This window comes from Sorangium sp. So ce302, assembly GCF_051530145.1.
GTDB classification, from domain to species: Bacteria; Myxococcota_A; Polyangia; order Polyangiales; family Polyangiaceae; genus Sorangium; species Sorangium cellulosum_B.
In genome coordinates, this window is the sequence record NZ_CP150326.1 from 8,365,191 (window position 1) to 8,388,337 (window position 23,147).

The 23,147-nt window shown below is 71.8% G+C and carries 18 protein-coding genes; 12 read left to right on the top strand and 6 right to left on the bottom strand.

The annotated features are described in order from the left end of the window. The first annotated feature begins 7 nt into the window (after positions 1-7). From WME73_RS31625 to WME73_RS31655, 7 genes are all read left to right on the top strand, one after another. The gene (locus tag WME73_RS31625) at positions 8-1,579 is read left to right on the top strand and encodes a hypothetical protein (RefSeq protein ID WP_437911951.1); all 1,572 of its coding nucleotides are present in this window, start codon (positions 8-10) and stop codon (positions 1,577-1,579) included. A gap of 278 nt (positions 1,580-1,857) precedes the next feature. Then, complete coding sequence (locus tag WME73_RS31630) at positions 1,858-3,447, top strand: hypothetical protein (protein WP_437911952.1); 1,590 nt, start codon at positions 1,858-1,860, stop codon at positions 3,445-3,447. A gap of 140 nt (positions 3,448-3,587) precedes the next feature. Beyond that, a complete protein-coding gene (locus tag WME73_RS31635) occupies positions 3,588-4,346 on the top strand; it encodes a hypothetical protein (RefSeq protein WP_437740082.1) in 759 nt (252 codons plus the stop codon). Positions 4,347-4,402: 56 nt separating this feature from the next. After that, positions 4,403-6,070: a hypothetical protein gene (locus tag WME73_RS31640; RefSeq protein ID WP_437911953.1), complete on the top strand. Its 1,668-nt coding sequence runs from the start codon at positions 4,403-4,405 to the stop codon at positions 6,068-6,070. A gap of 226 nt (positions 6,071-6,296) precedes the next feature. After that, entirely contained in the window at positions 6,297-6,911 is a 615-nt protein-coding gene (locus WME73_RS31645) for a TetR/AcrR family transcriptional regulator (protein WP_437911954.1), read from the top strand. Beyond that, entirely contained in the window at positions 6,905-8,638 is a 1,734-nt protein-coding gene (locus WME73_RS31650) for an ABC transporter ATP-binding protein (RefSeq protein WP_437740085.1), read from the top strand. Before WME73_RS31645 ends, WME73_RS31650 begins: the two co-directional genes overlap by 7 nt. Beyond that, positions 8,635-10,647 (top strand): ABC transporter ATP-binding protein, encoded by a 2,013-nt coding sequence (locus WME73_RS31655; RefSeq protein ID WP_437911955.1) that lies wholly within the window; start codon positions 8,635-8,637, stop codon positions 10,645-10,647. The genes WME73_RS31650 and WME73_RS31655 overlap by 4 nt, the downstream gene beginning before the upstream one ends. Here the strand turns inward: WME73_RS31655 and WME73_RS31660 are convergent. Beyond that, a complete protein-coding gene (locus WME73_RS31660) occupies positions 10,637-11,044 on the bottom strand; it encodes a RidA family protein (RefSeq protein WP_437740087.1) in 408 nt (135 codons plus the stop codon). The genes WME73_RS31655 and WME73_RS31660 overlap by 11 nt on opposite strands. Before the next feature lie 134 nt (positions 11,045-11,178). Between WME73_RS31660 and WME73_RS31665 the strand changes: the two genes are divergently transcribed. Beyond that, entirely contained in the window at positions 11,179-12,120 is a 942-nt protein-coding gene (locus WME73_RS31665) for a LysR substrate-binding domain-containing protein (RefSeq protein WP_437911956.1), read from the top strand. Between the two features lie 33 nt (positions 12,121-12,153). Here the strand turns inward: WME73_RS31665 and WME73_RS31670 are convergent, their stop codons facing one another. From WME73_RS31670 to WME73_RS31685, 4 genes are all read right to left on the bottom strand, one after another. Next, positions 12,154-13,317: a pyridoxal phosphate-dependent aminotransferase gene (locus WME73_RS31670; protein WP_437740089.1), complete on the bottom strand. Its 1,164-nt coding sequence runs from the start codon at positions 13,315-13,317 to the stop codon at positions 12,154-12,156. A 176-nt stretch (positions 13,318-13,493) separates the two neighbouring features. After that, positions 13,494-15,548 carry a sodium-translocating pyrophosphatase gene (locus WME73_RS31675; RefSeq protein ID WP_437740090.1) on the bottom strand — a complete coding sequence of 685 codons (2,055 nt, stop codon included), beginning with the start codon at positions 15,546-15,548 and terminating at the stop codon, positions 13,494-13,496. 301 nt (positions 15,549-15,849) lie between these two features. Next, positions 15,850-16,272: a DUF1810 domain-containing protein gene (locus WME73_RS31680; protein ID WP_437911957.1), complete on the bottom strand. Its 423-nt coding sequence runs from the start codon at positions 16,270-16,272 to the stop codon at positions 15,850-15,852. A gap of 113 nt (positions 16,273-16,385) precedes the next feature. Beyond that, positions 16,386-17,066 carry a hypothetical protein gene (locus tag WME73_RS31685; protein ID WP_437911958.1) on the bottom strand — a complete coding sequence of 227 codons (681 nt, stop codon included), beginning with the start codon at positions 17,064-17,066 and terminating at the stop codon, positions 16,386-16,388. A 454-nt stretch (positions 17,067-17,520) separates the two neighbouring features. Here WME73_RS31685 and WME73_RS31690 point away from each other — a divergent pair, with 454 nt between their 5' ends. Continuing rightward, positions 17,521-18,597 (top strand): hypothetical protein, encoded by a 1,077-nt coding sequence (locus WME73_RS31690; protein ID WP_437911959.1) that lies wholly within the window; start codon positions 17,521-17,523, stop codon positions 18,595-18,597. Further along, entirely contained in the window at positions 18,594-18,974 is a 381-nt protein-coding gene (locus WME73_RS31695) for a hypothetical protein (protein ID WP_437911960.1), read from the top strand. The genes WME73_RS31690 and WME73_RS31695 overlap by 4 nt, the downstream gene beginning before the upstream one ends. Positions 18,975-19,039: 65 nt before the next feature. Here WME73_RS31695 and WME73_RS31700 read toward each other — a convergent pair whose 3' ends face one another. Continuing rightward, entirely contained in the window at positions 19,040-20,539 is a 1,500-nt protein-coding gene (locus WME73_RS31700; RefSeq protein ID WP_437911961.1) for a DUF5050 domain-containing protein, read from the bottom strand. Positions 20,540-21,240: 701 nt separating this feature from the next. Between WME73_RS31700 and WME73_RS31705 the strand changes: the two genes are divergently transcribed. Together WME73_RS31705 and WME73_RS31710 are read left to right on the top strand one after the other, a co-directional pair. Beyond that, entirely contained in the window at positions 21,241-22,056 is an 816-nt protein-coding gene (locus tag WME73_RS31705; protein ID WP_437911962.1) for a hypothetical protein, read from the top strand. 46 nt (positions 22,057-22,102) lie between these two features. After that, the gene (locus WME73_RS31710; protein ID WP_437740097.1) at positions 22,103-22,801 is read left to right on the top strand and encodes a hypothetical protein; all 699 of its coding nucleotides are present in this window, start codon (positions 22,103-22,105) and stop codon (positions 22,799-22,801) included. Positions 22,802-23,147: the final 346 nt, after the last annotated feature.

The window sequence follows — 23,147 nt, forward strand, 5'->3', positions numbered from 1 at the left end:
CCGAGCCGTGGTCTCCGCCGTCCTGCTCGTCGCCGCGGGCGTGGGAGGCTGCAACGCGCTCATCGGCCTCGAGGTCGGCCAGCTGGACGCATCGACGGGCGGCACGGGCGGCGCGGGCACGGGCACGGGCGGAGGGGCCGAGGGCGGCGGTGGCAGCGGCGGCGCCGGCACGGGCGGCAGCGGCGGCGGCGCTGGCGCGGGCGGCAGCGGCGGCGGCGGCGAGGCGCCGTTCTGCGGCGAGGATCGCGAGGACGCCATCCGCGGGCCGCAGGCACGCTGGGGCACGACCATCGGGCTCGACGTCACCGACGTCGCGGCGCACGGCGACGGGGTGACGGCCATCGTCAACGAGAAGGGCACGATCTCCGTCGCGCGGTGGGCGCGCGGCGGCACCCGCGATGCCGGGTATGGGCTGACGGCGACCGATCTGCTGGAAGGCGACATCAAGGCCACGCACCTCTCCATCGGCCAGGGGCTCGCCTATGTGGCAGGGTGGTCGGACAGCGGCCCCCAGCTGCCCAGCGCGTCCACCACCGGGTGCGTCATCAGCGAGCTCGCGCGCTCTCACCCGAGCTTCCTCGCTGCGCTCGACGAGAAGGGCCAGTGCCGGTGGGCGTGGTCGCCGGAGGGCGGCGCCACCTCCACCCCGCTCGGCCTCGCGGCGGCGCCCGGCGCCGTGGTGATCGCCGCCTCGGTGAAGGGGCCGAGCGTGAACGACGGCACGTGCACCCTCGCCATGGGCGGCGCGGAGACGTCCGTGGGCCTGGCCGCGCTCGATCCGGCGGCAGGCGGTTGCCTGTGGGGGATGCCCATCGGCCCGTCGCCGGCCGTGACCGTCGGAGAGCTCCTCGTCGACGAGGCGCGCGGCGAGGTGCTGGCGGTCGGCCGCTACGAGGGCGAGGAGGGCTACGTCGTCGGGGGAGCGCTGCTCCCTCCCTCGCAGGATCGCGATGTGTTCGTGGCGCGCTTCACGCTGACCGAGGGGTCGCTCAAGGGCATCGACGCGTTCCCCCTCCCCGGGCGTCAGGAGGTGGACCAGCGCGGGGCCGCGCTGCTCCCGGACGGCGACGTCGTGATCGTCGGCTCCTATGCCGGCTCGCTCGATTTCGGCGAGGGCTGCCCGCCGGCGCCCGAAGAGGACGCGCCGGACATGGAGAACTTCTTCGTCATGCGCGTCTCCGGCCCGTCCGTGGTCTGGGGCCGCGGGTTCGGCGACGCGGGGCACCGGCAGTGGGTCACCAGCGTGGCGGCGGCGCCCGATGGACTGATCTACGTGACGGGGAACTACCAGGGCGAGATCGACCTCGGGAACGGCGGGAAGCTCGTCGCTCCCGCGACGGACGCCGATCCGATGGTCGGGTTTCTGATCGTGCTCGACGCCCGCGGCAACGTCGTCTCCGCCTCCGAGCTGAAGGGGACGGGCGACGCTTACGTGTGGGCCGCCGCGCCCGGCCCGGCGCCTGGCGACGCCCTCTATCTCGGCGGGGAGCTGGGCAGCACCCTCGATATCGGGCGCGACCCGCCGCTCACCGACGCGATGGGGCGCGGGTTCATCGCCGAGCTCCCGGGCGTGCGGTGATCCCCGCGGTCCGGCGCGCCGGGCCGTGAGCGCTCGACGCCCCGCCACCCGCATCGGCCGCTGCGACCGGATCGCCGCGGCGCGCGCTCCGGTCGATGGCTGTCGGCGGAGAGCGCGCTTTTCGGTGAGGGACGCGCCGGAACCCCCTCGACTCCTGGAGCGACGCTCGCCATGAAGTCGATGGTGGCGAGCGAGGCGAGAGCTCTCGCTGGCGGCCGCGGCGGCACCGCGCCACCAGGAGACGGGAGATGAAGCGCGATCTCAGGAGCACTCGACCCATGTTCTGCGCCGGGCTGCTCATCACCGCGGCCGCGGGGGGCTGCAACGCGATCATCGGGCTCGAGGTCGGCGATCTCGACTCCTCGGCGGGCGGCGCGGGCGCCACCGCTTCGAGCGTGTCGGCCGGCGGCGCAGGAGGTGAAGGCGGTCGCGGCGAGGGCGGCGCCGGCGAGGGCGGCGCTGGCGAGGGCGGCGCTGGCGGCGGGAACGAGGCGCTCTGCAGCTACGCCCGCGAGGGAGCCGTCCGGACACCGTCGGGAGAGTGGGGCGCGCTGTCCGGCCTGGCGGTCGTCGGCCTCGCGGCGCGAGACGGCGAGGTGACGGCCCTGGTCAAGGAGAGCCGGGTGCTCGCCAGCGAGCCCACCAAGACCAGGACGGGGTTCTCGGTCGCGAGGTGGAGCCCGGCCGGGGTCCGCGAGAGCGCGTACGGGATGACGACCGGCGACATGCTCGGCAGCGTCTCGGCCGAGCACCTGGCCATCGCCTCGGACCTCGCTTATGTGGCCGGCAGGTCGGAAGCACCCCTCACCTTGCTCGCGTCGGGCGGCAGGTGCACCGCCAGCGCGAGCGCGGACACTGGCCGCAAGCCGAGCTTCCTGCTGGCGCTCGACGAGCTGGGCAAGTGCAGGTGGGCCTGGAGCGTGGACGCCGAGGTCAACGCCTACCCGCTCGGGCTCGCGGCGACGGCCGACCGGGTCGCCTTCGCCGTCTCGCGCTCCGGGGCGACGAGCGCGAAGACCGACGAGTGCGTCCTCGGGGCCGCCGATCAGCGCGGGGTCACGGATCTCGTGACCTTCAACGCAGGCGGCAAGTGCCGGTGGAGCCGCGCGCTCGGATCCTCCGCGGCCGTGCACGTCGCGGAGGTCGTCGCCGCGCCGGAGACCGGCGAGGTGCTCGTCGTGGGCGACTACGACGCGCCGGATGAGCCCATCGACATCCAGGGAAGAAAGCTCCCCCGCGCGCCGGATCGCGACCTGTTCGTGGCGCGCTTCCGGCTCGATGACGGCGCCCTGACGGGCCTCATCCCGCTCACGGCCCCTGGGACCCAGGCTGCGGCGCGGCACGGGTCCGCGATGCTCCCGGACGGCGAACTCGTGATCTCCGGGACCTACACCGGGCCGTCCTTCAGCTTCGAGGACGACTGTCCGCTCCTGCCTCCCACAGGAGACACGGAGAACTCGTTCGTCGCGCGCGTCTCGAGGGAGGGAGTGGTCTGGAGCCGCGGGTTCGGCGACGAGAAGCGAGATCAGATGGTCGTCAGTCTGGCGGTGGACGGAGCAGGCGCGATCTACATGGCCGGGACGCTCGAGGGCGAGATCGCCCTGGGGAACGGCGAGAGGCTCACGGCCGGGACGGACGAATTGCAGAGCTTTCTGATCGTGCTCAATCCCAGCGGCAACGTCCTCTCGGCGACCGCGTTCGCGGGCACAGGCACCGTGGGCGTGTGGGCGGTCGCGCCGGGCGCGACGCTCGGCGATCCCTTCACCATCGGCGGTGAGCTGACGGAGACGTTCTCTCTCGTCCCCAGCGACCATTCCAGCGCTGCGCCGGGCGAAGGGTTCATCGCCCGGGTGAAGGGGTTGCCGTGAGCGCCACGCGCGGACGCCAGCGCACCACGCGAGCAGTCCATGACATTTCCGCACGACGACACGGAGCCTGCGACCGGACCGCAGCGGTGCGCATTCCAGCCCGGGTTGACGAAGCGGGGACTGGCAGCTTCTATGAGAGGATGCGCTCGCTTCACCGCCTCTTCTGTTTCTGCCTGGCCCTCCCTGCCGGACTCAGCTGTGGATTCCCCGACGCCACCTTCACGGAACGCTCCAGCACGAGCGCGGGCGGCGCGACGGACGCGGCGAGCTCCGCCGTCGCGTCCTCGGGCGCGGCGGGCCCCGGCGGCGGCGCGGAGGCCTCCAGCGCCGGCGGGAACGGCGACGGCCCGATGGGCTCCGGCGGCGGTGCACCGGGCGCCGGCGGCGGTGCACCGGGCGCCGGCGGCGGCTCCGCGGGCTCCGGCGGCGGCTCGGCGACCTCCGGCTCCGGCGGCGGCTCGGCGACCTCCAGCGCGAGCGCCAGCTCGGCGACCTCCGGCTCCGGCGGCGGCGCGGCGACCTCCAGCGCGAGCGCCAGCTCGGCGACCTCCGGCTCCGGCGGCGGCGCCGTCGATTGCGATGCCGACGGCGACCACTATCGATCGACCGCGTGCGAGGGTGGCGATGATTGCAACGACAACAACGCACTGGTCCACCCCGACCAGCCCAGCACCTTCTATGACACCCCGATCCCTACGGGAGGCGGCTTTGATTACGACTGCAGCGGCGAGGAGGAGAAGGAGTTCCGCGCGGTCAGCTGCAGCGGCCTCGCTTGCACCGCGGCGAGCAACGTGTTTCTGACGGACCCCCGGTGCGGGCGCAAGGGCCCGTTCGGCTCCTGCAGCCTGCTCTGCATGTCCACCTACATCTATGAGGAGTACGCCAGGGCATGCCACTGAGCCCGCGCTGGCTCGGTGGCGGCATCGAGGGTGCCACGCAACGGAGAGCCGACCCGATGAGACCCGAACCTGGTGCCCTCCGATCCGTCGTGTCCTGCGCCTGCCTGCTCGCTGCGGCGGCGGGGGGCTGCAACGCGATCATCGGGCTGGAGGTCGGTGAGCTGGCTCCGTCGCAGTCCGGCGCGGGCGCGGCCTCGGCCTCCTCCTCGGGAGGCCCTGGCACGGGAGGCTCGGGCGCCGGTGGTGCGGGCACCGGTGGTGCAGGCGGCGGCGACAGCGGCGGCGGCGGTGGAGGCAGCGGGGGCAGCGGCGGCGACGGCGGGGGCGGCGACGGCGGGGGCGGCGGGGGCAACGGCGGTGGGGGTCCGCTGTGCAGCGACGCCGAGGGGACCCTCGTCGAGCCGTCGGCCAGCTGGGGAGAGACGCTCGGCTTCGACGTCGGCGACCTCGCGGCGTCGGACGGCGCGCTGACGGCGGTCATCACGGAGGTCCTCGACAGCGGGGCGTTCCGCTTCTCGGTCGCGAAGTGGACCTCCGGCGGGGAAAACGATTCCCGGTACGGGCTGTCGGCGAACGATGTCTGGGGCTTGCACCTGGCTGCGAGCGGCGGCACCACCTACGTGGCCGGGGAGGCCGCAGGAGCCACCAATCTCCCCGGTGGGCTCCTCGACGCGTGCCGCGTCGGCCCTCCGCTGGTCGCCACCAGCTACACGACGAGCTTCGTCGCGGCGCTCGACGCGAACGGCCGTTGCGGGTGGGCGTGGAGCGTCGACGCGCAGCACAACACCACGGCGCGCGCCATGGCGGCGAGCTCCGAGGCGGTCGTCTTCGCCGTCGACGTGACGGACGCCGGCCGGAGCTTCGGCCCGTGCGAGCTGAAGAGCGTCCCGGCGGAGTCAGCGTTGCTCGCCGCGCTCTACCCGGCGGACGGCGCGTGCAAGTGGCAACACCGCCTCGGGCCGCGGGCGGCCGTGACCGTCAAGGCGCTCCCCGTCAACCCGAAGGCGAGCGGCAACCTCGTGACCGTCGTGGGCGACTACGAGTCGATCGGCGGAGCGGTCACGTTCGGTGGGCAGACCCCCTTCGCCTCGGAGCAGCGCGACGTCTTCGTCGCGCGCTACACGGCGATCGACGGCGCTCTGGTGGACTTGACCACGCTGAACCTCGAGGGGGATCAGCAGGTGGCGCAGCACGGCGCCGCGCTGCTCCCGGACGGCGACGTCGTGATCGCCGGCTCGTACCGGGGGCTCGTCGACCTCGGCGGCGGCTGCCCGGCGTTGCCCGACGCGGGGGACACGGAGAGCTTCTTCGTCGCGCGCGTCTCGAGGAAGGGCGTCGTGTGGAGCCGCGGGTTCGGCGACGACAAGGAGAGCCAGGTCGCGGCCGGCGTGGCGGTGGACGGCGCTGGCGCGATCTACGTCACGGGGGAGTTCACGGGCACGATCCCGCTGGGGAGCGCCGGGAGCCTCACGACGTCCCAGAAGCGGGCGGGGTTTCTGATGCGGCTCGACGCGCAGGGCAGCCTGATCTCCGCGACCAAGGTCGAAGGCGCCGGCACCGTCGCCCTCCGCGTCGTCGCGGTGGACGGGGCGCTCGGCGGGCCCGTCTACGTCGCCGGCGCCGTGACGGGCGCGCTCCGCCTCGATGGCCTCGCCGCGCCGCTCGGGAGCGAGAGCGATAACGAGTCCCGCGGGTTCATCGCGAGGCTCTCCGGCGCGCGCTGATCCTGGGGCCTTCCGGAAGCGCACAACCACGGACGACCCTGGGCCTCGTCGTCCGTGCGCGGGAGCGCACGGACGAAAGCGAAACGATTTCAATAGTTTCACCTGAAAAGGGCGGCTGGGTCCTCCTTCCGTCGTGTCCCGGCGCGGGCCCCACCGGCCGCCTTCATACCGAGTGAGTGAGCGCTCACTCTTGACGAGTGAGCGCTCACTCCGCTACACGGGACGCATGGCACCACCAAGCCGGCGAGCTCCTCCCCTGCGTCCGGAGGAGCGTCGCGCGAGCATCATCGCGGCGACCATCCCGCTGCTGCGCTTGTACGGCCGCGATGTGACGACGGCGCAGATCGCGATGGCCGCCGGCACCGCGGAAGGGACGCTGTTCCGCGTGTTCCCCGACAAGGAGTCGCTGATCCAGGCGGCGATCGCGACCCTGTTCGATCCGGCGCCGACGCTGCGAGAGCTGGAGCGCATCGATCTCGCAGCGCCGCTCCGTGAGCGCTTGATCCAGGCGGTCGAGGTCCTGCAGCGCCGCGTCGAGGGCATCTGGCAGCTCATCTCGATGCTCGGCATGACGATGCCGCCGCCCATGCGCCCCGAGTCCGGATGCGCTCAGGCGCCGCGCCAGGATGAGCAGGTTCACGTGCAGCTCGAGCGCCTGTTCGATGCGTCGCGCGACGAGCTGCGCTGCGATCCCGCGTATGCAGCGCGGCTCCTGCGCATGATGACGTTCGCGGGCACACACCCGCGGATCACCGACGGCATGCCCCTGACCGCCGCGGAGGTCGTGGCGGTCCTGCTCGACGGTATCCGCCGCCGCTCCGAAGAGGAGGAGCCTTGCTGAGGCAGCTGTTGCGCCGTTTCCTGCGCCCACAGGCGCGCTTGCTGGCGCTCGTCGTCGCGCTCCAGCTCGTGGCGACGCTCGCTTCGCTGTACCTGCCGAGCCTGAACGCCGACATCATCGATCAGGGCATCGCGCTCGGTGACACGCCGCGGATCCTGGAGCTCGGCGCGATCATGCTCGCGATCACCGGCGTCCAGATCGTGTGTTCGGTCGCCGCGAACTACGCCGGCGCGCGCGTCGCGATGAGCTTCGGTCGCGACCTGCGCGCGGCGGTGTTCCACCGCGTCGGCGAGTTCTCCGCGCGCGAGCTGTCGCGGTTCGGGGCGCCGTCGCTCATCACGCGCACGACCAACGACGTCCAGCAGGTGCAGACGGTGGTGATGATGGGCTGTACGATGCTCGTCCTCGCGCCGATCATGTGCGTCGGCGGCATCGTGATGGCGCTGCGCGAGGACGGGTCGCTCGCCTGGCTGCTCGCGATCGCGGTGCCGCTGCTCGCGGGCGCCGTCGTCGCGATCATGTCGCGGATGGTGCCGCAGTTCCGGAGGATGCAGCCCCTCATCGACACCGTGAACCGCGTGCTGCGCGAGCAGATCACCGGCGTGCGCGTGATCCGCGCCTTCGTGCGCGAGCGCGCCGAGGCGGCGCGCTTCGAGCACGCGAACGGCGACCTCACCGACACCGCGCTGCGCATCGGCCGCCTGCAAGCGCTGATGTTCCCGACCGTGATGTTCGTCTTCAACGCTTCGAGCGTCGCCGTCCTGTGGTTCGGCGCGCACCAGATCGCGGACGGCACGCTCGCGATCGGCTCGATGACGGCGTTCCTCGCCTACCTGGTGCAGATCCTGATGGCCGTGATGATGGTGACGTTCATGGCCGTCATGCTGCCGCGCGCGGCCGCGTGCTCGGAGCGCATCGTCGAGGTGCTGGACACCGAGCCGTCCGTGCGCGCTCCCGACCAGCCCGTGACGCTCGTCGAGCCGACCGGCGTCGTCGAGCTGCGAGACGTCGAGTACCGCTACCCGGGCGCCGAGCTGCCCGTCCTGCGCGGCATCTCGTTCGTCGCGCGCCCCGGGCAGGTCACCGCGATCATCGGCAGCACCGGCTCGGGGAAGACCACGCTGCTCGACCTGATCGCGCGGCTCATCGATCCGACGAGGGGCGAGGTCCGGCTCGACGGCGTCGACGCGCGCATGCTCGCCCTCGAGGCGGTGTGGTCGTGCATCGGGCTCGTCCAGCAGCGAGCCTTCCTGTTCTCCGGCACGGTGGCCTCGAACCTGCGCTACGGCGACCCCGCGGCGACCGACGAGCAGCTCTGGGCGGCGCTCGCCGCCGCGCAAGCGCGCGACTTCGTCGAGGCGATGCCGCGAGAGCTCGACACGCCGATCGGGCAGGGCGGCACGAACGTCTCCGGCGGCCAGCGCCAGCGGCTGTCGATCGCCCGCGCCCTGCTGCGCCGGCCGCGCGTGTTCCTGTTCGACGACGCCTTCTCCGCGCTCGACGTCGCGACCGAGGCCCGGCTGCGGGCCGCGCTCGCCGAGCGCACGCGCGCCGCCACGGTGATCCTCGTCGCGCAGCGCGTGTCGAGCATCGTCGACGCGGACCAGATCCTCGTGCTCGACAACGGCGAGATCGTCGGCCAGGGCAAGCATGGCGAGCTGCTCGCGTCGTGCCCGACCTACGCCGAGATCGTGGCCTCGCAGCGCGATGCGGCGGTGGCCGCATGAGCGCGCGTCACGCGGGTCCCCCGCCCGCCGCCCCCGCGGGGGCGCGCTCCCCGATCCTGCCGCGCGGCCCCTTCGGCATGGGCGCCGCGCCGCCGCAGAAGGCGAAGCAGTTCGCCCCCTCCGCGCGGCGCCTCCTCGGCCGCCTCACCCCCGAGCGCGCGCGCCTCGTGGTCGTGCTCGCTTGCTCGCTGCTCAGCGTGGGGCTCGGCCTGGCCGGCCCGAAGCTGCTCGGCCGCGCGACGGACATCATCTTCTCCGGCGTGATCGGCGCTCGCCTCCCGGCGGCCGCCACGAAGGCCGAGGCCGTCGCGGAGCTCCAGCGCTCCGGCCAGGCGCGGCTCGCCGAGCTCGTGGGCCACATGGACGTCGTTCCCGGCCGCGGCATCCAGCTCCGCGAGCTCGCCGAGCTGCTCCTGCTCGTGATGGCGCTCTACGCCGGCGCGTCGCTGTTCGCCTGGCTGCAGGGCTACCTGCTCAACGACGTCGTGCAGAACACCGTGCGACAGCTCCGCGCCGAGGCGCAGGACAAGCTCGCCCGCTTGCCGCTCGCCTACTTCGACGGCCGCCCGCACGGCGAGCTCTTGAGCCGCGTCACGAACGACATCGACAACGTCGCGCAGGGCCTGCAGCAGACCCTGACGCAGATCATGAACGGCGCGCTGACGCTCCTCGGCATCATCGTCATGCTCGTCGTGATCTCGCCGGTGCTCGCGGTGATCACGCTCTTCACCGTGCCGCTCTCGGTGCTCACGACCGCGGCGGTCGCGAAGCGCGCGCAGGCGAAATTCGTCGCGCAGTGGGCGCAGGTCGGCGTGCTCAACGGCCAGATCGAGGAGGCGTTCACCGGCCACTCGCTCGTCAACGTGCTCGGGCGACGCCGCGACGTCGAGGCGCGCTTCCAGTCCACGAACCAGGAGCTGTTCGAGACCAGCTTCCGCGCGCAGTTCATGTCCAGCATCATCATGCCGGCGGTCAACTTCGTCGGGAACCTGACCTACGTCGCGATCGCCGTCGTCGGCGGCCTGCGCGTCGCGTCGGGCGCGATGCTGCTCGGCAGCGTGCAAGCGTTCATCCAGTACTCGCGCCAGTTCTCTCAGCAGCTCGGCCAGCTCGCGTCCGTCACGAACGTCCTGCAATCGGGTGTTGCCTCTGCAGAGCGGGTGTTCGAGCTGCTCGACGAACAGGGCCAGTCACCCGACGCCACCCCGCCCGCGGCCCTGCCGAAGGTGAGCGGCGAGGTCCGGTTCGAGCACGTCACGTTCCGCTACAAGCCCGACGAGCCTCTCATCGAGGACCTCGACCTCACGATCCTGCCAGGCCAGACGGTCGCGATCGTCGGCCCGACGGGCGCCGGCAAGACCACGCTCGTGAACCTCTTGATGCGGTTTTACGAGCTCGACGGCGGTCGGATCCTGCTCGACGGCGTCGACATCGCGCGCTTGCCTCGCCACGAGCTGCGCGCGAGGCTCGGTATCGTGCTGCAGGATACATGGCTGTTCTCGGGCACGATCCGTGACAATATCGCGTTCGGCAACGCGGCCGCGACCGAGGCCGACATCCAGGAGGCAGCGCGCGCGGCGCACGTCGACCGCTTCGTGCGCGCCCTGCCTGCTGGTTACGATACGGTGATCGATGAGGACTCGGGCAACCTGAGCGCCGGCGAGAAGCAGCTCATCACGATCGCCCGCGCGTTCCTCGCGAACCCGGCGATCCTGATCCTCGACGAGGCGACCTCCTCGGTCGACACCCGGACCGAGGTGCTCGTCCAGCGCGCGATGGCGGCCTTGCGCGCCCGGCGTACGAGCTTCGTCATCGCGCATCGCCTCTCGACGATCCGCGACGCCGACATGCTCCTCGTGATGAACGCGGGTCGCATCGTCGAGCGCGGCACGCACGCGGAGCTCCTCGCCGCGGGCGGCGCCTACCACGCGTTGTACCAGACCCAGCTCGCCGGCAACGGCGGAAGCGGCGTGAAGCTCGAGGGCTACTCTGCTGCGCTCAGTCGATGACCGCGGTGGCCTCGACCTCGACCAGGTGCTCGGGGTCGGAGAGCGCGCTCACGCCCAGCAGCGTCCCTGGCGGGACCGGGGTGACTCCCAGCTTCGCGGCCGCCCGACGGATCCCCTCCAGCAGCAGGGGCATCTTGTCCGGAGTCCAGCCCACGGCATAGATGGTCAGCTTCGCAACGTCGTTGAAGGAGCCTCCAACACCGGCCAGGGCGGTGGCGACGTTGAGGTAACACTGCTCGACCTGAGCGGCGAAGTCGCCCCTGCCGATCGTCCTCCCATCAGCATCCCAGGCGACCTGACCTGCGATGAACACGAGCTTCGACCCGGTGGCGATCGACACCTGTCGGTACGCCTCGATCTTCGGCAACCCGCTGGGGTTCACCAGGGTGATGGCCATGCTGCCTCCTTCGTCCTCTCCCTGCGCGCAGGGCGGCATGCCCGGCCGCGCGCTGGTTAGATGCGCCCTCCCCGCCGCGACCGGTAGACCCACGGCGCGAAACGAGCCGATCAGCGCTGCTATACAATCGCGCCATGAACCGCGCGACGGACCGCTTCGAGGGTCTGACCGTCTTCCTCACCGTGGCGAGGCACCGGAGCTTCCGCGCCGCCGCCGCGGAGCTCGGCGTGACCACGGGCGCCGTGAGCCAGGCGATCCGCGCCCTCGAACGCCGCGTCGGCCTCCCGCTCCTCTCGCGCACGACGCGCCGCGTGGGGCTCACCGAGGCCGGCAAGCGGCTCCACGAGCGCCTCGCGCCCGCGGCCGGTGAGATCAGCGCCGCGCTCGAGGCGCTCGACGAGCTCCGCGGCCAGCCCGCGGGGCTGCTCCGCCTCACCGTCGCCCGGACCGCCGTGCCCTTCGTGATCGAGCCGGTGCTCCCGCGCTTCCGCCGCGCTTACCCCGACGTGGCCGTCGAGATCTCGGTGGACGACGCCCTGGTCGATCTCGCCGAGACCGGCTTCGACGCCGGCGTGCGGCTCGGCGAGGACCTCGCGCAGGACATGACCGCCGTGCGCCTCACGCCGGATCTCCGCTGGCTCGTGGTCGGCGCGCCGGCGTACTTCGCCGCCCACGGCCGCCCGGAGGAGCCCGAGGATCTGCTCGCCCACACGTGCATCCAGTACCGATTCCAGAGCGCCGCGCTCTATCGCTGGGAATTCGTGCGCGATCACCGCGAGATCACCGTGCACGCCCCTGGCACGCTCACGGTGAACGACGCCGATCTGACGGTGTCCCTCGCGCGCGATGGGCTCGGGCTCGCGTACATGTTCGATCTGGCCGTCGCCGAGGATCTGGCCAGCGGGGCGCTCGCGACGGCGCTCGAGCGCCATGCGCCGACGGGGCCCGGGTTCTTCCTCTACTTCCCCGCCCGCGCGCAGACGCAGGCGAAGCTGCGCGCGTTCATCGACACGGCGCTCACCGTGCTCATGCCAGAGGGCCGGCGGAAGCCGAAGGAGACGCGCGCCGCCTCGTGAGCTCCCCGGGCCCCCCCGGCGACCCCCCTCCGGTCACCGCGCGCGCTGCCAGGCGACGATCCGCGTCACCGCCTCGTCGACCTGCTCGACCGGGGCCGCGAAGGACAGCCGGACGTACCGCGCGCCGCCTTCGCCGTCGAAGTCCGTGCCCGGCGTGAGCGCCACGCCCGTGTCGGCGAGCAGCCGCTCGCACCACGCGACCGAGTCGTCCGTGCCGACGTCGGCATACAGGTAGAAGGCGCCGTCGGGCGGGGCGACCTTCCAGCCGAGCTCGGGCAGCCGCCGCAGCAGCAGGTCGCGCGCGGCCGCGTAGCCCTCCACCAGCCGGTCCGCCTCGGCGTACACCTCCGGGGTCAGGGCCGCGAGCGCCGCGTGCTGCGCCAGGGCGGGCGGGCACAGCGCGAGGTTCCCCGCCAGCGCGTCGACCGTCGGGACGAGCTCCGGCGGCAGCACGAGCCACCCCAGGCGCCAGCCCGTCATGGCCCAGTACTTCGAGAAGCTCGACACGACGACGGCGCCCGCGTCGACGTGGCGCGCCGCCGTCGCCTGGCGCCCGGCCCACGGGCCGTACGTGAGGCCGTGATAGATCTCGTCGCTCACCAGCCGGACGCCATGCTCCGCGCACCAGCGCGCCATCGCGTCGAGCTCCGCGGCGTCGACCATCGTGCCCGTCGGGTTCGCCGGGCTCGCCAGGACCACGCCATCGAGCTTTGCACCGTCGCACGCGGCCCTGAGCTGCGACGTTGTCAGCTGGAAGCGGCTCTCCGGGCCGCACGGCAGCTCGACCACCTCCACCCCGAGGGACCGAAGGATGTTCCGGTACGCCGGGTAGCCCGGGCGAGCGAGCGCCACGCGGTCACCCGCCTCGAACGCCGCGAGGAACGCGAGCAGGAACCCGCCCGACGACCCTGTGGTGAGGGCGACGCGCGACGGGTCGAGGTCCACGCCGTACCAGCGGCCGTAGTGCTCCGCGAGCGCGCGGCGCAGCGCCGGGATGCCGAGCGCCTCGGTGTACCCGAGGTCGCCCTCCGCGAGGAGCGCGGCCGCCCGCGCGCGCACGGCGGCGGGCGCCCCTGAGCCCGGCTGGCCAGCGCACAGGCTGATGACCGGCTCACCCGCCGCGCGCCGCGCGTTGGCGGCGGCGAGCACCTCCATGACCGCGAACGGCGGCACCTGCGAGCGGCGGCTGATCCTCACCCGGACATCCTTCTCCCCCGCCGAAGACAGGCCATTTACAGCACGGGAGCTCCGCTGTCAGCCGAGGAAATTCGATGGCCGAGGCAGGACGAGAGCCGCGCGTGAAGCCACAAAAGCGAGAACGCGGCCGGTGAGGGCCGCGCTCTCTGGGTTGCTCGCTGCGACGGCGCGTCCGCTCAGGCGATGAGCGGGGCGATGAGGAGCGACACGACGCCCATCACCTTGATGAGGATCGAGATGCCGGGGCCCGACGTGTCCTTGAAGGGATCGCCGACGGTGTCGCCGACGACGGCGGCCTTGTGGGCGTCGGAGCCCTTCGCGTGGCCGTCGAGGCCGCCCTTCTCGATGTGCTTCTTGGCGTTGTCCCAGGCGCCGCCGCCGTTCGCCATCATCAGCGAGAGCACCGCGCCGACGACGAGCGCGCCGGCCAGCGTGCCCGCGAGGACCTCGGGGCCGGCCACGAAGCCGACGACGACCGGCGCGAGCACCGCGATGGCGCCGGGCGCGATCATCTCGCGGATGGCGGCCGACGTGGCGATGTCGACGATGACTTTCGGCTGCGGCTCGACGCCCGGCTTGCCCTCGAGCAGGCCGGGGATCTCGCGGAACTGACGGCGGATCTCCTCGACGATCGAGCCGGCCGCGCGGCCGACGGCGGTCATCGTGAGCGCGCCGACGAGGCACGGGAGGAGGGCGCCGAAGAGCAGTCCCATGAGGACCTTGGCGTCTGTCAGATACAGCACGAGCTCCGGGAGTCCCTTCGCGCGGCGGACCGCGTCGACCTCCATGTTGAAGGCGGCGAACAGCGCGACGACGGTGAGCACCGCCGAGCCGATCGCGAAGCCCTTGCCGACGGCCGCGGTGGTGTTGCCGACCGCGTCGAGCTCGTCGGTGATCGCGCGGACCTCCTTGCCGAGGCCGGCCATCTCGGAGATGCCGCCGCCGTTGTCGGCGATCGGGCCGTACGCGTCGACGGTCATGACGATCGCGGTGCCAGCGAGCATGCCGACCGCGGCGAGCGCGATGCCGTAGAGGCCGAGGTAGTGGTTCGAGATCCAGCCCACGGCGACGAGGGTCATGAGGGGGATCGCGACGCTCTCGAGGCCGACCGCGATGCCGCGGATGACGTTGGTGCCGGGGCCGGTGAGCGAGCTCTGGGCCACCTTGTGGATGGGGCCCATCGACGTGTAGTAGTCGGTCACGAGGCCGACGATGGCGCCGCCCGCGGCGCCGGCCGCGAGGGTGATGACGGCGCCGAAGCTGAAGCCGAGGCCCGGCAGGATGCCGGCCGCCGCGAGCACGACGAGGAACGGCGGGACGATGAGCGCGAGGCGCAGCACCCGGGCCGGCGGCAGGTTCTTGAGCTCGCGCGTGATGAAGATGCCGACGACCGAGACCGCGAGGCCGATCGTCGCGAGGAGCAGCGGCAGCGACACGGCCATCGCGCGGAGCTCCTGCTCGCTCACCGACGGCGCGAGCTGCTGCAGCTTGGCGATCGGCAGCGTGAGGCCGAGCGCGATCGCGGCGACGACCGCGGCCACGTAGCTCTCGTAGATGTCGGCGCCCATGCCCGCGATGTCGCCGACGTTGTCCCCGACGTTGTCGGCGATGACGCCCGGGTTGCGGGGGTCGTCCTCGGGGATGTTCGCCTCGACCTTGCCCACGATATCGGCGCCGACGTCGGCGGCCTTCGTGTAGATGCCGCCGCCGATGCGGGCGAAGAGCGCGATCGAGCTCGCGCCGACGGCGAACGAGTGGACGATCGTCGCGAGGTGCTCGTCGTTGCGGAACAGGGCATAGATGCCGCCCAGGCCGATGAGGCCGAGCCCCGCGACGCAGAGGCCCATGACGGCGCCGCCGTCGAGCGCGGTGACGAGCGCGGTGGGCTTGCCGTGCGCGCGCGCGGCCTCGGCCGTGCGAACGTTGGCGTACGTCGCGGCCTTCATGCCGAAGAAGCCGGCGATGAGCGACAGGAACGCGCCGGCGGCGAAGGCGACCGCGGACAGGAGCCCGAGCGTCGCGGCCAGGAGCGCAAAGACGGCGGCGGCGTAGACGGCGAGCACCTTGTACTCGCGCGCGAGGAAGGCCATCGCCCCCTCGCGGACGTAGCGCGCGATGCGCGCCATCGTCTCGTTGCCTTCAGGGGCCTTCTTGACACGCACGTAGAAGGTGCGTGCGACCATGAGCGCGACGGCGCCCGTTAAGAGCGACTGGTACGACAATGCATCCACGGGTGATGGTCCTCTCGCCCGCCCCCGGCCGGAGCGAGCGCCGGCTCACTCGTCCGTCCACGACGGCGGATCAAGTGGGAAATTGCGTTGCCTCGGTTACAGGCGGCCGCCCAGGGCGAAATCTAGAGCTTTCACCAGGGGACGTGGCGTCCGCAACGTCGGTCGTGCTGGTTCCCGCGCGAGCCGACAGCGACCGTGACATCGGAATGTTACAGGCAAGAACGGCGCACGCGACGCGAACGAGCGCGTCGACGATCCACCCACGGGGGCGATCCAGCGGCGCCTCCGGCGACGGCCGGCGCTACTCGAGCAGCGCGAGCGTTCGCGGATCGGGCTCGCCGCCACAGTACTTGTCGAGCGCCGCGAGGAACGCCCCCTCGCCGGGGGCCGCGCGGGAGAACAGGGTCATCGACGAGCAAAACTTCATGTCATCGGGGCTATCGAAGATGTCGTACAGCGAGCGCCCCTCGATCTGGTTCACGAGGCGAGTGCACTCCAGCAGTCTCGGACCGAGCGTCGGGTGCTGCAGATACGCCTCGGCCTCTCCCTTCGAAGCGATGCCGAACCTCTGAGCCATGGCGCTGTGGCCCAGGCCCTTCAGCTGCGGAAAAATGAACCACATCCAGTGGCTGGTCTTCTCTCCTCGGCGCAATTCGGCCAGGACGCGGGCATAGACCGGAGCCTGCGCGTCCACGAATCGTTGCAGGTTGTACGGATCGGGCATGGGCGCTCCTCGACCCGAGAGTAGCATTCTACCCGTCGCCGGGCTTCCAGCTGCCACAAGGACCCGGGGGAATTCAAGGCGCTTCGCGCGAACAGCTGAGCGTCGCGCGCGGGTTACAGGCCCGTGTGCGTCCCCGTGATCCAGACGGTCGCGTGGGAGCCGTCGGGCTGCGTCGCCCAGGTGCGGACACGGTACTTGCTCGTGGTGACCTGCTGCGCGGTCCCGTAGTTCTCGTGGTAGTAGACGAACGTCGGCGTCGAGCAGTGCCCGCGGCCGGTCAGCGGGTTGTCCCAGAGCCACGTGCCCGCCTGCTCCTTGTACGTGAGCTGCACGAACTGGCTCGTGGCCGCGTCCCAGCGCTGCACGCGCGTGGCCATCTTGGTGTTCGCGCAGTCGCTCATCGCCTGCGACGCGTCGCTCCACGAGGTGGAGGAGGCCCCCCAGAAGGTAGGCTGTACGTCAAAGCGGTATGTCTCCGGGATCTGGTGCTGGTAATAGCCGGGCACGGGGAAATCCACGATCGTCGTCGCTCGATCCTGCCCGATGTCCGGACAGATGCCGTCGATCCACTGGTAGGCGCGGACGTAGGTCTCGCTTGCTCCGATCGCGGTGAGCTGCGGGCTGGTGAAGTTCGGGTCGGTCCCCATCGCGCAGGGGTCAGGGTTTCCTCCGAGCTCCTCGGCGCTCTCCGCCGTGTCTTCCTCGTCGAAGCTGCCGGCGTCCGCCGCCACGCAGCCCGTGACCATCGAGAAGGTGATGAGACCGAGACCGAGATGATACGCAACCATCTTCATGGTGTGACTCTCCTTGGTATGACGGCCACTCAGGCCGTGCCCGCACCCGCACCAGACCAGAGAGCAGGGAGCGTGCCTGCGACGATCCCCTGAGCGCTCCTGTGCCCTCAATGATCTCGCAGCGCAGGATCGCGACGCAGGTCGTGGGGCAGACCGCCGCTCGACCCGGCGATGGAGGCGACAGCCTCCTCCATTGGCAGGGCGATGGAGGCTCGCGCCTCCACCTCGGCCCGCGAGCTGCTTGAAGCCCGCGAGCTGAAGCCGCCCGCCAGAGCTCGCGACGCGGCCTTCGTGGGGTCCACCTGGCGCGCAAATTTCGAGCGCAAAGCGACGAAGCGTGGCCCGCGGGCTGCCGCTTGCGTAGACGCGGAGATGCTCACCCCTTGAATCGGGGCCAGCGCTCGACGATCGATCGTGCATGCGGAGCACGGAGCACCTGGGTATCCTTTGTGTCATGGCGCTTGAACGGAGGGCGGCGCGGCTCGTGGCAGTGGGCGCCACGATGCTCGCCATGGGCTGCAGCGGGACGTGGACGACGCAGGAGAGCGACGCAGAAGTAGAAGGCGGCGAGGGAGGGAGCGCCGCGGCCTGCGCGGCGGGGGAGGCGCGCTGCAACGCGAGCGGCCTGCGCGAGACGTGCACGAGCGACGGCGGCTGGCGCGTCTCCGATTTCGTGTGCGCGCGAAACGTCGCGGTCGACGATGACGTCGGCAGCTATTGTGTGACGAAGACCGACGGCAGCTATCGTTGCTGGGGCGACGATCCGGGCGGCGCGCTGCCCGCCGAGCGCTACCGGCGTGTCCAGCTCACGCGACAGGGGCTGATCGGGCTCACCGAGGACGGTCGGCTGCTCGCCGCCGAGACGCTCCTGCCAGACGGGCTGCCAGCTGTCGCCTCCTTTCGAGCGACGAACATGTGGGGCGAACAGGGCGTGTGCCCGCTGTTCGTGGACGGGTCGTTCGCGGTGCTGCTGGATCGCCAGCAAGAGGACCTCCCGGAGCACCCGGACAAGGTGGTGGAGTTCGAGGGCCCATTCACGCAAGCGCTCTGCGCCTGGGAGGGGCTCGTCGCCGGCGTGCGCCCGGATGGCAGCCTGTGGCAGTTCCATGGCATGGAGACGATCCCCGGTGAGTTCACCCAGGTGGCGTTCAGCAACCGCATCGTCTGCGGGCTCACGAAGGCCGGCGGCATCCAGTGCTTCGAGCCGACCATCTCTTGCGGCAACACCCCCAGCACGCGCTGCGCCGGGCCCGAGTATCCCGAGTTTTCGGGCGGGCCGTACCGTTCCATCACCGCCACGGCCGGAGCGGTGTGCGCGATCGACGCCGAGGGGGCCCTCACGTGCAGGCGCTACGACGGCGCCGAGATGCCGATCGACGCCGGGCGCTTCACGTTCATCGAAGGCGGGTACGACCTCCTTTGCGGCGTGCGCACCGACGGCTCGGGCGCCTGCTTCCGCCACGGCGGCTGGAACCTTGGTGAGGTCGGTCCGTTCGTGCCCGTCGAGCCGGCGCTCGATCCCGGCTGGTGAGCGCCGGGGCCGCGATCGTCGCAGCGAGGCGCAGGCGCGGCGGCGGCATCACCTCGATCGACGTCGACAGCCAGGCGAACGTGGTCGCCTCCGGGGTGCTCGTCGCCGACGTCTCGGCGACGCTCGATTTCGATGGGATCCCCTTCCCGTCAGGGCACAACCCGTCGAGCTACAGCGCGCGCACCTTCCTTGTGAAGTTCGACGCCGGCGGGCACGTGCTGTGGGTCGAGGGGTTCGACACGGAGCGACCCTTCAGCATCGTCGTCGATCCACTCGATCGCGTGCTGGCCACAGCGACGTTCACCGGCACCCTCGACCTCGGCTCCGGCCCGCTGACAGGGGACGAGGACGTCTTCGTCGCGGCGTTCGGCCCCTGACCACGGCGACCACGAGCGCGAGCCACGCGGGCGCGCCCTCGCGGTCACCGCCGGGACACGGACGATCAAGGAGCGTGGTACGACGCGACTTGCCCCTGGTAGCGGTAGTCGCCGGCGTTGGACCAGAACACGCCCTGCCCCTCCGGGGCGATGACACGCCAGGGGACGGGCTGCCCGAACGCCAGCAGGACGGTCCTGTTGCTCTCGAGATCGTGCGCGTTGACGCTGCGGTTCCCGCGCGTGTCCGTCGAGAACAGCGTCGAGCCCCGGAGGACCAGCCCCGCCATCGAGTCCCCTCTATAGATCAAGGTCTTCTGTCCTCCGGCGATGGGCGCCTTGAACACGCCGCCGTCGCCGGCGTTGGCCCAGTAGACGAACGCCGCGTCCACCGCGATCCCGGCCGGCTCGGCCTCGTTGTCGGCGATGACGGTCACCTCGCCGCCCGCCTTCGCCACCTTGTAGACCTTGTGGGTCGCCGCGCCGCCGGTCCAGTAGAGGTTCTCCGCGTCCTGCGCGAGGTACGCGGGCCTCCCGGCGCCGGACGCGAGGACGGCCGGCTCGCCGCCGTCGAGCGGCATCGTGAAGAGGTTCTCTCCATCGCCGTCGCCGAAGTAGATGGCCGACGCGTCGCCGATGACGCTCACGACATAGCCGATCTGGGCCAGCGTCTCCACCTCCAGGGTCGCCTTGTCGACGCGCCGGAGCGCCGAGGGGATCACCGGGTCATCATCGCCGCCGCTCGCCCAGTACACGTGGGAGTCGTTGACCCACAGCGCCTTGGGATCGGGATCGGCGGGGATCATCGCCTCTGCCTCGGCGGTGCCCAGCCTCACCCGGTAGATGAATCCGTCGTTGTTGTCCCCGGTCGCGACGTCCTCGGTGCCGCCGCTCGCGAAGTAGAGGAAGGACTCGTCGGCGGCCAGCGCGCTCGGGTAGCGGTGCAGGCTCGCCATCGGGGTCGCCAGGATCATGCCTGGATAGATCCTCGAGAGGCGGTCGGTCTCCGTGACGACGCTGTCCCTCGAGACGTCGTGCCGCGCGAGCGGCGCGAAATCGTCCGAGCCCTCCTGCGCGGTGAAGCCATAGGCGCCGAGGACCGCGCTTTCGCCCAGCTCCGCCCTGAGCTCGACGGTGATCGGCAGCGTGAGCGTGATCGGCCTCTCGAACGTCAGGCCCTCCGGGCCGAGGACGTACATGGGCCCCACCGCGCCCTCGGGGGCCTCGTCGATGCGCTCGATGGTGATCACCGTGTTCTCGTTCACCGCGCCCAGCGGCACCTCGATGGTGAAGCCGTCGTCCGCCGTGAAGGTCCCGCCCTGCGCGTCGACGGAGAACTGCTCGCCGGCCCCCGGCTGCGCGCCGGTCCCTGACGTGGCGCCGCCGCCGGTATCGCCGCCGCTCGCATCGCCGCTGCCGGTGGTGCCGCTGCCCGTATCGCCGCCGGTAGCGCCGCTGCCCGTATCGCCGCCGCCCGTGGCCCGATTGCCCTTGTCCGTCCCTCCGCACGACGCGCTGCTCAGCGCGGCAGCCGCACACGCCAACACCACGAATGAGGTCCTTGTCATCGTTTCGCTCCTCCGCGGGCGGTCGTCGCCGCCATGTCATGGAAGGCCATGGTTCTGCCGAGCTCGCCATGGGGGCGGCTGCGACATCACCCTTGATCAGACAACAGCGTAGCGCCCGATGGGGCGGTGGCGAGCTGAGCCAGAGCAGGTGAGAGACATACAGTCTTTACCTGTCAGGGTTATCCCAGGCGTCCACTTACCATGACCCTTACGCATCGTGGTTGTCCCAGGGGTCCACTCGCTACAGTCCTTACCTGTCAGGGTTGTCCCAGGTGCACGGCTCGACCGCGCGTCGCCGGCGACTCATGACTCGTGGCGGCGTGGCGGCGTGGCGGCGTGGCGGCGGCGCCGCGCGGGCGCGCAGATCATGCTCGGCGATGGCGGGTATCGCGCTGGTGGGCGAGGGGCGCCAGGGCACCGTCGGCGCCCGGGGAGCGGCAGCCCAGCATGCGCCGAGGGGCGGGGCCTCGCGGGCTTCGCGACGACGAGCGCCTCCTCGGGCGTGCAGCGCATGGCCGAGGGGTGGCCCATCGTGCGGCCGGAGCGGGCGACCGGCTCGCCAGCGTCGGGGCTCCCAGCGCGGCGCCCGCCCGCACTGTGCGGGCGGATTGAGTTCGTGAACAGTCTGCGTATCCTGGCCTCGCTGCACCGAAGCCACCCGCAGTCCTTGGAGTCGTCGCGCGAGCGCGACGGGAGCCAGCATGCCGATCGGGCAAACGAAAGGGAGTATCGTACCGCTGCGCCGCGACGCAGCGCCGCGCGTTCGCGGCGTGCAGGCCGCCGCGGTGCTCGCGGCGCTGCTCGGGTTCGCCGCGCCGGCGGCCGCGCAGGCGCAGGCCGCGCCGCCGAAACCGGCGCGCGGCGACGCGGCGAGGCCCGCCGCGCCAGGCACGGCGCCCGCGGCAGCGGGTGCCCCGATCGCTCCAGCGCCCGCCCCTGTCGCTCCGGCGCCCGCCCCTGTCGCTCCGGCGCCCGCCCCGATCGCTCCGGCGCCCGCCCCGATCGCTCCGGCGGGCGGCGCGCTGGTGCCCATCCCGCAGGGTTACTACCTGCCGGTGCCGCCGCTCCCGCCGTGGGCCAACCCACGGACCATCGAGTACGAAGAGGGGGACCCGATCCCGCGCGGCTACGCGCTCCGGACCAGGGCGGACCGCAAGCTCGCCACGGCGGGGCTGCTGACGTTCGGCATCCCGTACGCGCTCACGTTCACGGTCGCAGGCATCGCGTCGTTCGACGACGACGATTTCGACGAGTTCGGGCCGCTGCTCATCCCGTTCGCCGGCCCGATGATCGCGATAGGGACCCTGGAAGCGGAGGGCGCGGGCATCTTCTGGCTCACGATGGACGCCGTGACCCAGGTGGGCGGGCTCATCCTGTACGCCGCCGGTCTCGCGAACGAGGACGTCTACCTCGAGCGCCAGTTCACGGTGAGCTCACGCGACCCTGGGCACGCTGCGCCCCGCTGGCCTGAGGTCTCGATCGGCGGGTCCTCCGCTAGCCTCCGATGGAGATTCTGAGCTGGTGCCCCTGCGCCGACAGCCCTCACCCCGAAGGGAGACGCACGTGACCGCGATCCGCACCGCCCTCTCGATGGCCGCGCTGTTTGGCCCGCTCGCGCTCGCAGCGCCGGCCACGGCGGAGAGCGACGCCCCCCCGTCCGCGCAGAGCGCGGCGCCGTCTGGCTACGCGCCGTCCCCTGCCGGCGCGCCGCCCGGCTATGCGCCGCCCGGCTACGCGCTGCCGCCTGGATACGCGCCGCCGCCTGACCACGTGCCGCCCGGCTACGTGCCGTATGCGCCGTCCGTCATCCTCGGCATGCCGCGAACGCTGACCTTCACGGAAGGCGGGATCCGGCCGGCGGGCTATCGCGTCGAGACGCAGATGAACCGCCGGCTGGTGATCGCGGGGTCGATCGTCCTCGCCAGCGCGTGGGCGCTCTCGGCGCTGACGGCGGGGAGCATCCTCAGCGAGGGAGGCAGCGACGCCGTCAGCTACTCGCCGATGCTCGTGCCCGTGGGCGGCCCGTTCATCACGCTCGGCACGGGCGAGGACGTCGACGTCGACAGCGACGACGGCCGGCTCGCCGCCACCCTCCTCCTCTTCGACGGGGCCACGCAGGTGACCGGCTTCGTGCTGCTCGTCGCGGGCCTCGTCGGCAACCAGCGGGTCTGGGTGCGCGACGACATCCCGCGCAACGTGTCGGTCCAGGCCCCCGAGCTCACCGTCGGCCCGACGGGCGCGACCCTGCGCGTGACCTTCTGAGGATCGAGCTCGCGTGAGCTAGCGAAACGGGCGCTCTGCTGTTCCCCAGCCGCGCTCGTCGCGACAGATTGCCCCCCTCCCCCCACCATTGGTCCCCAACGTGGCCGTGGTCGTGGTCGTGGTCGTGGTCGTGGTCGTGGTCGTGGTCGTGGTCGTGGTCGTCAACGGCTCGTTCGTGAACGTAAACGTCCCCCAGAAGTCGCCTCTCGCCGGCAACCCTGTTGAGGACGTCGCTACCGCACCCCAGGGACCGGCAGCTGAGGAACTTTTGCATGCATGGCAATTGCGTGATGACCAGCAGTCCCTGCGTGTATTTCTCACTGATCCCCAGCGGCCGGCTTTCCTG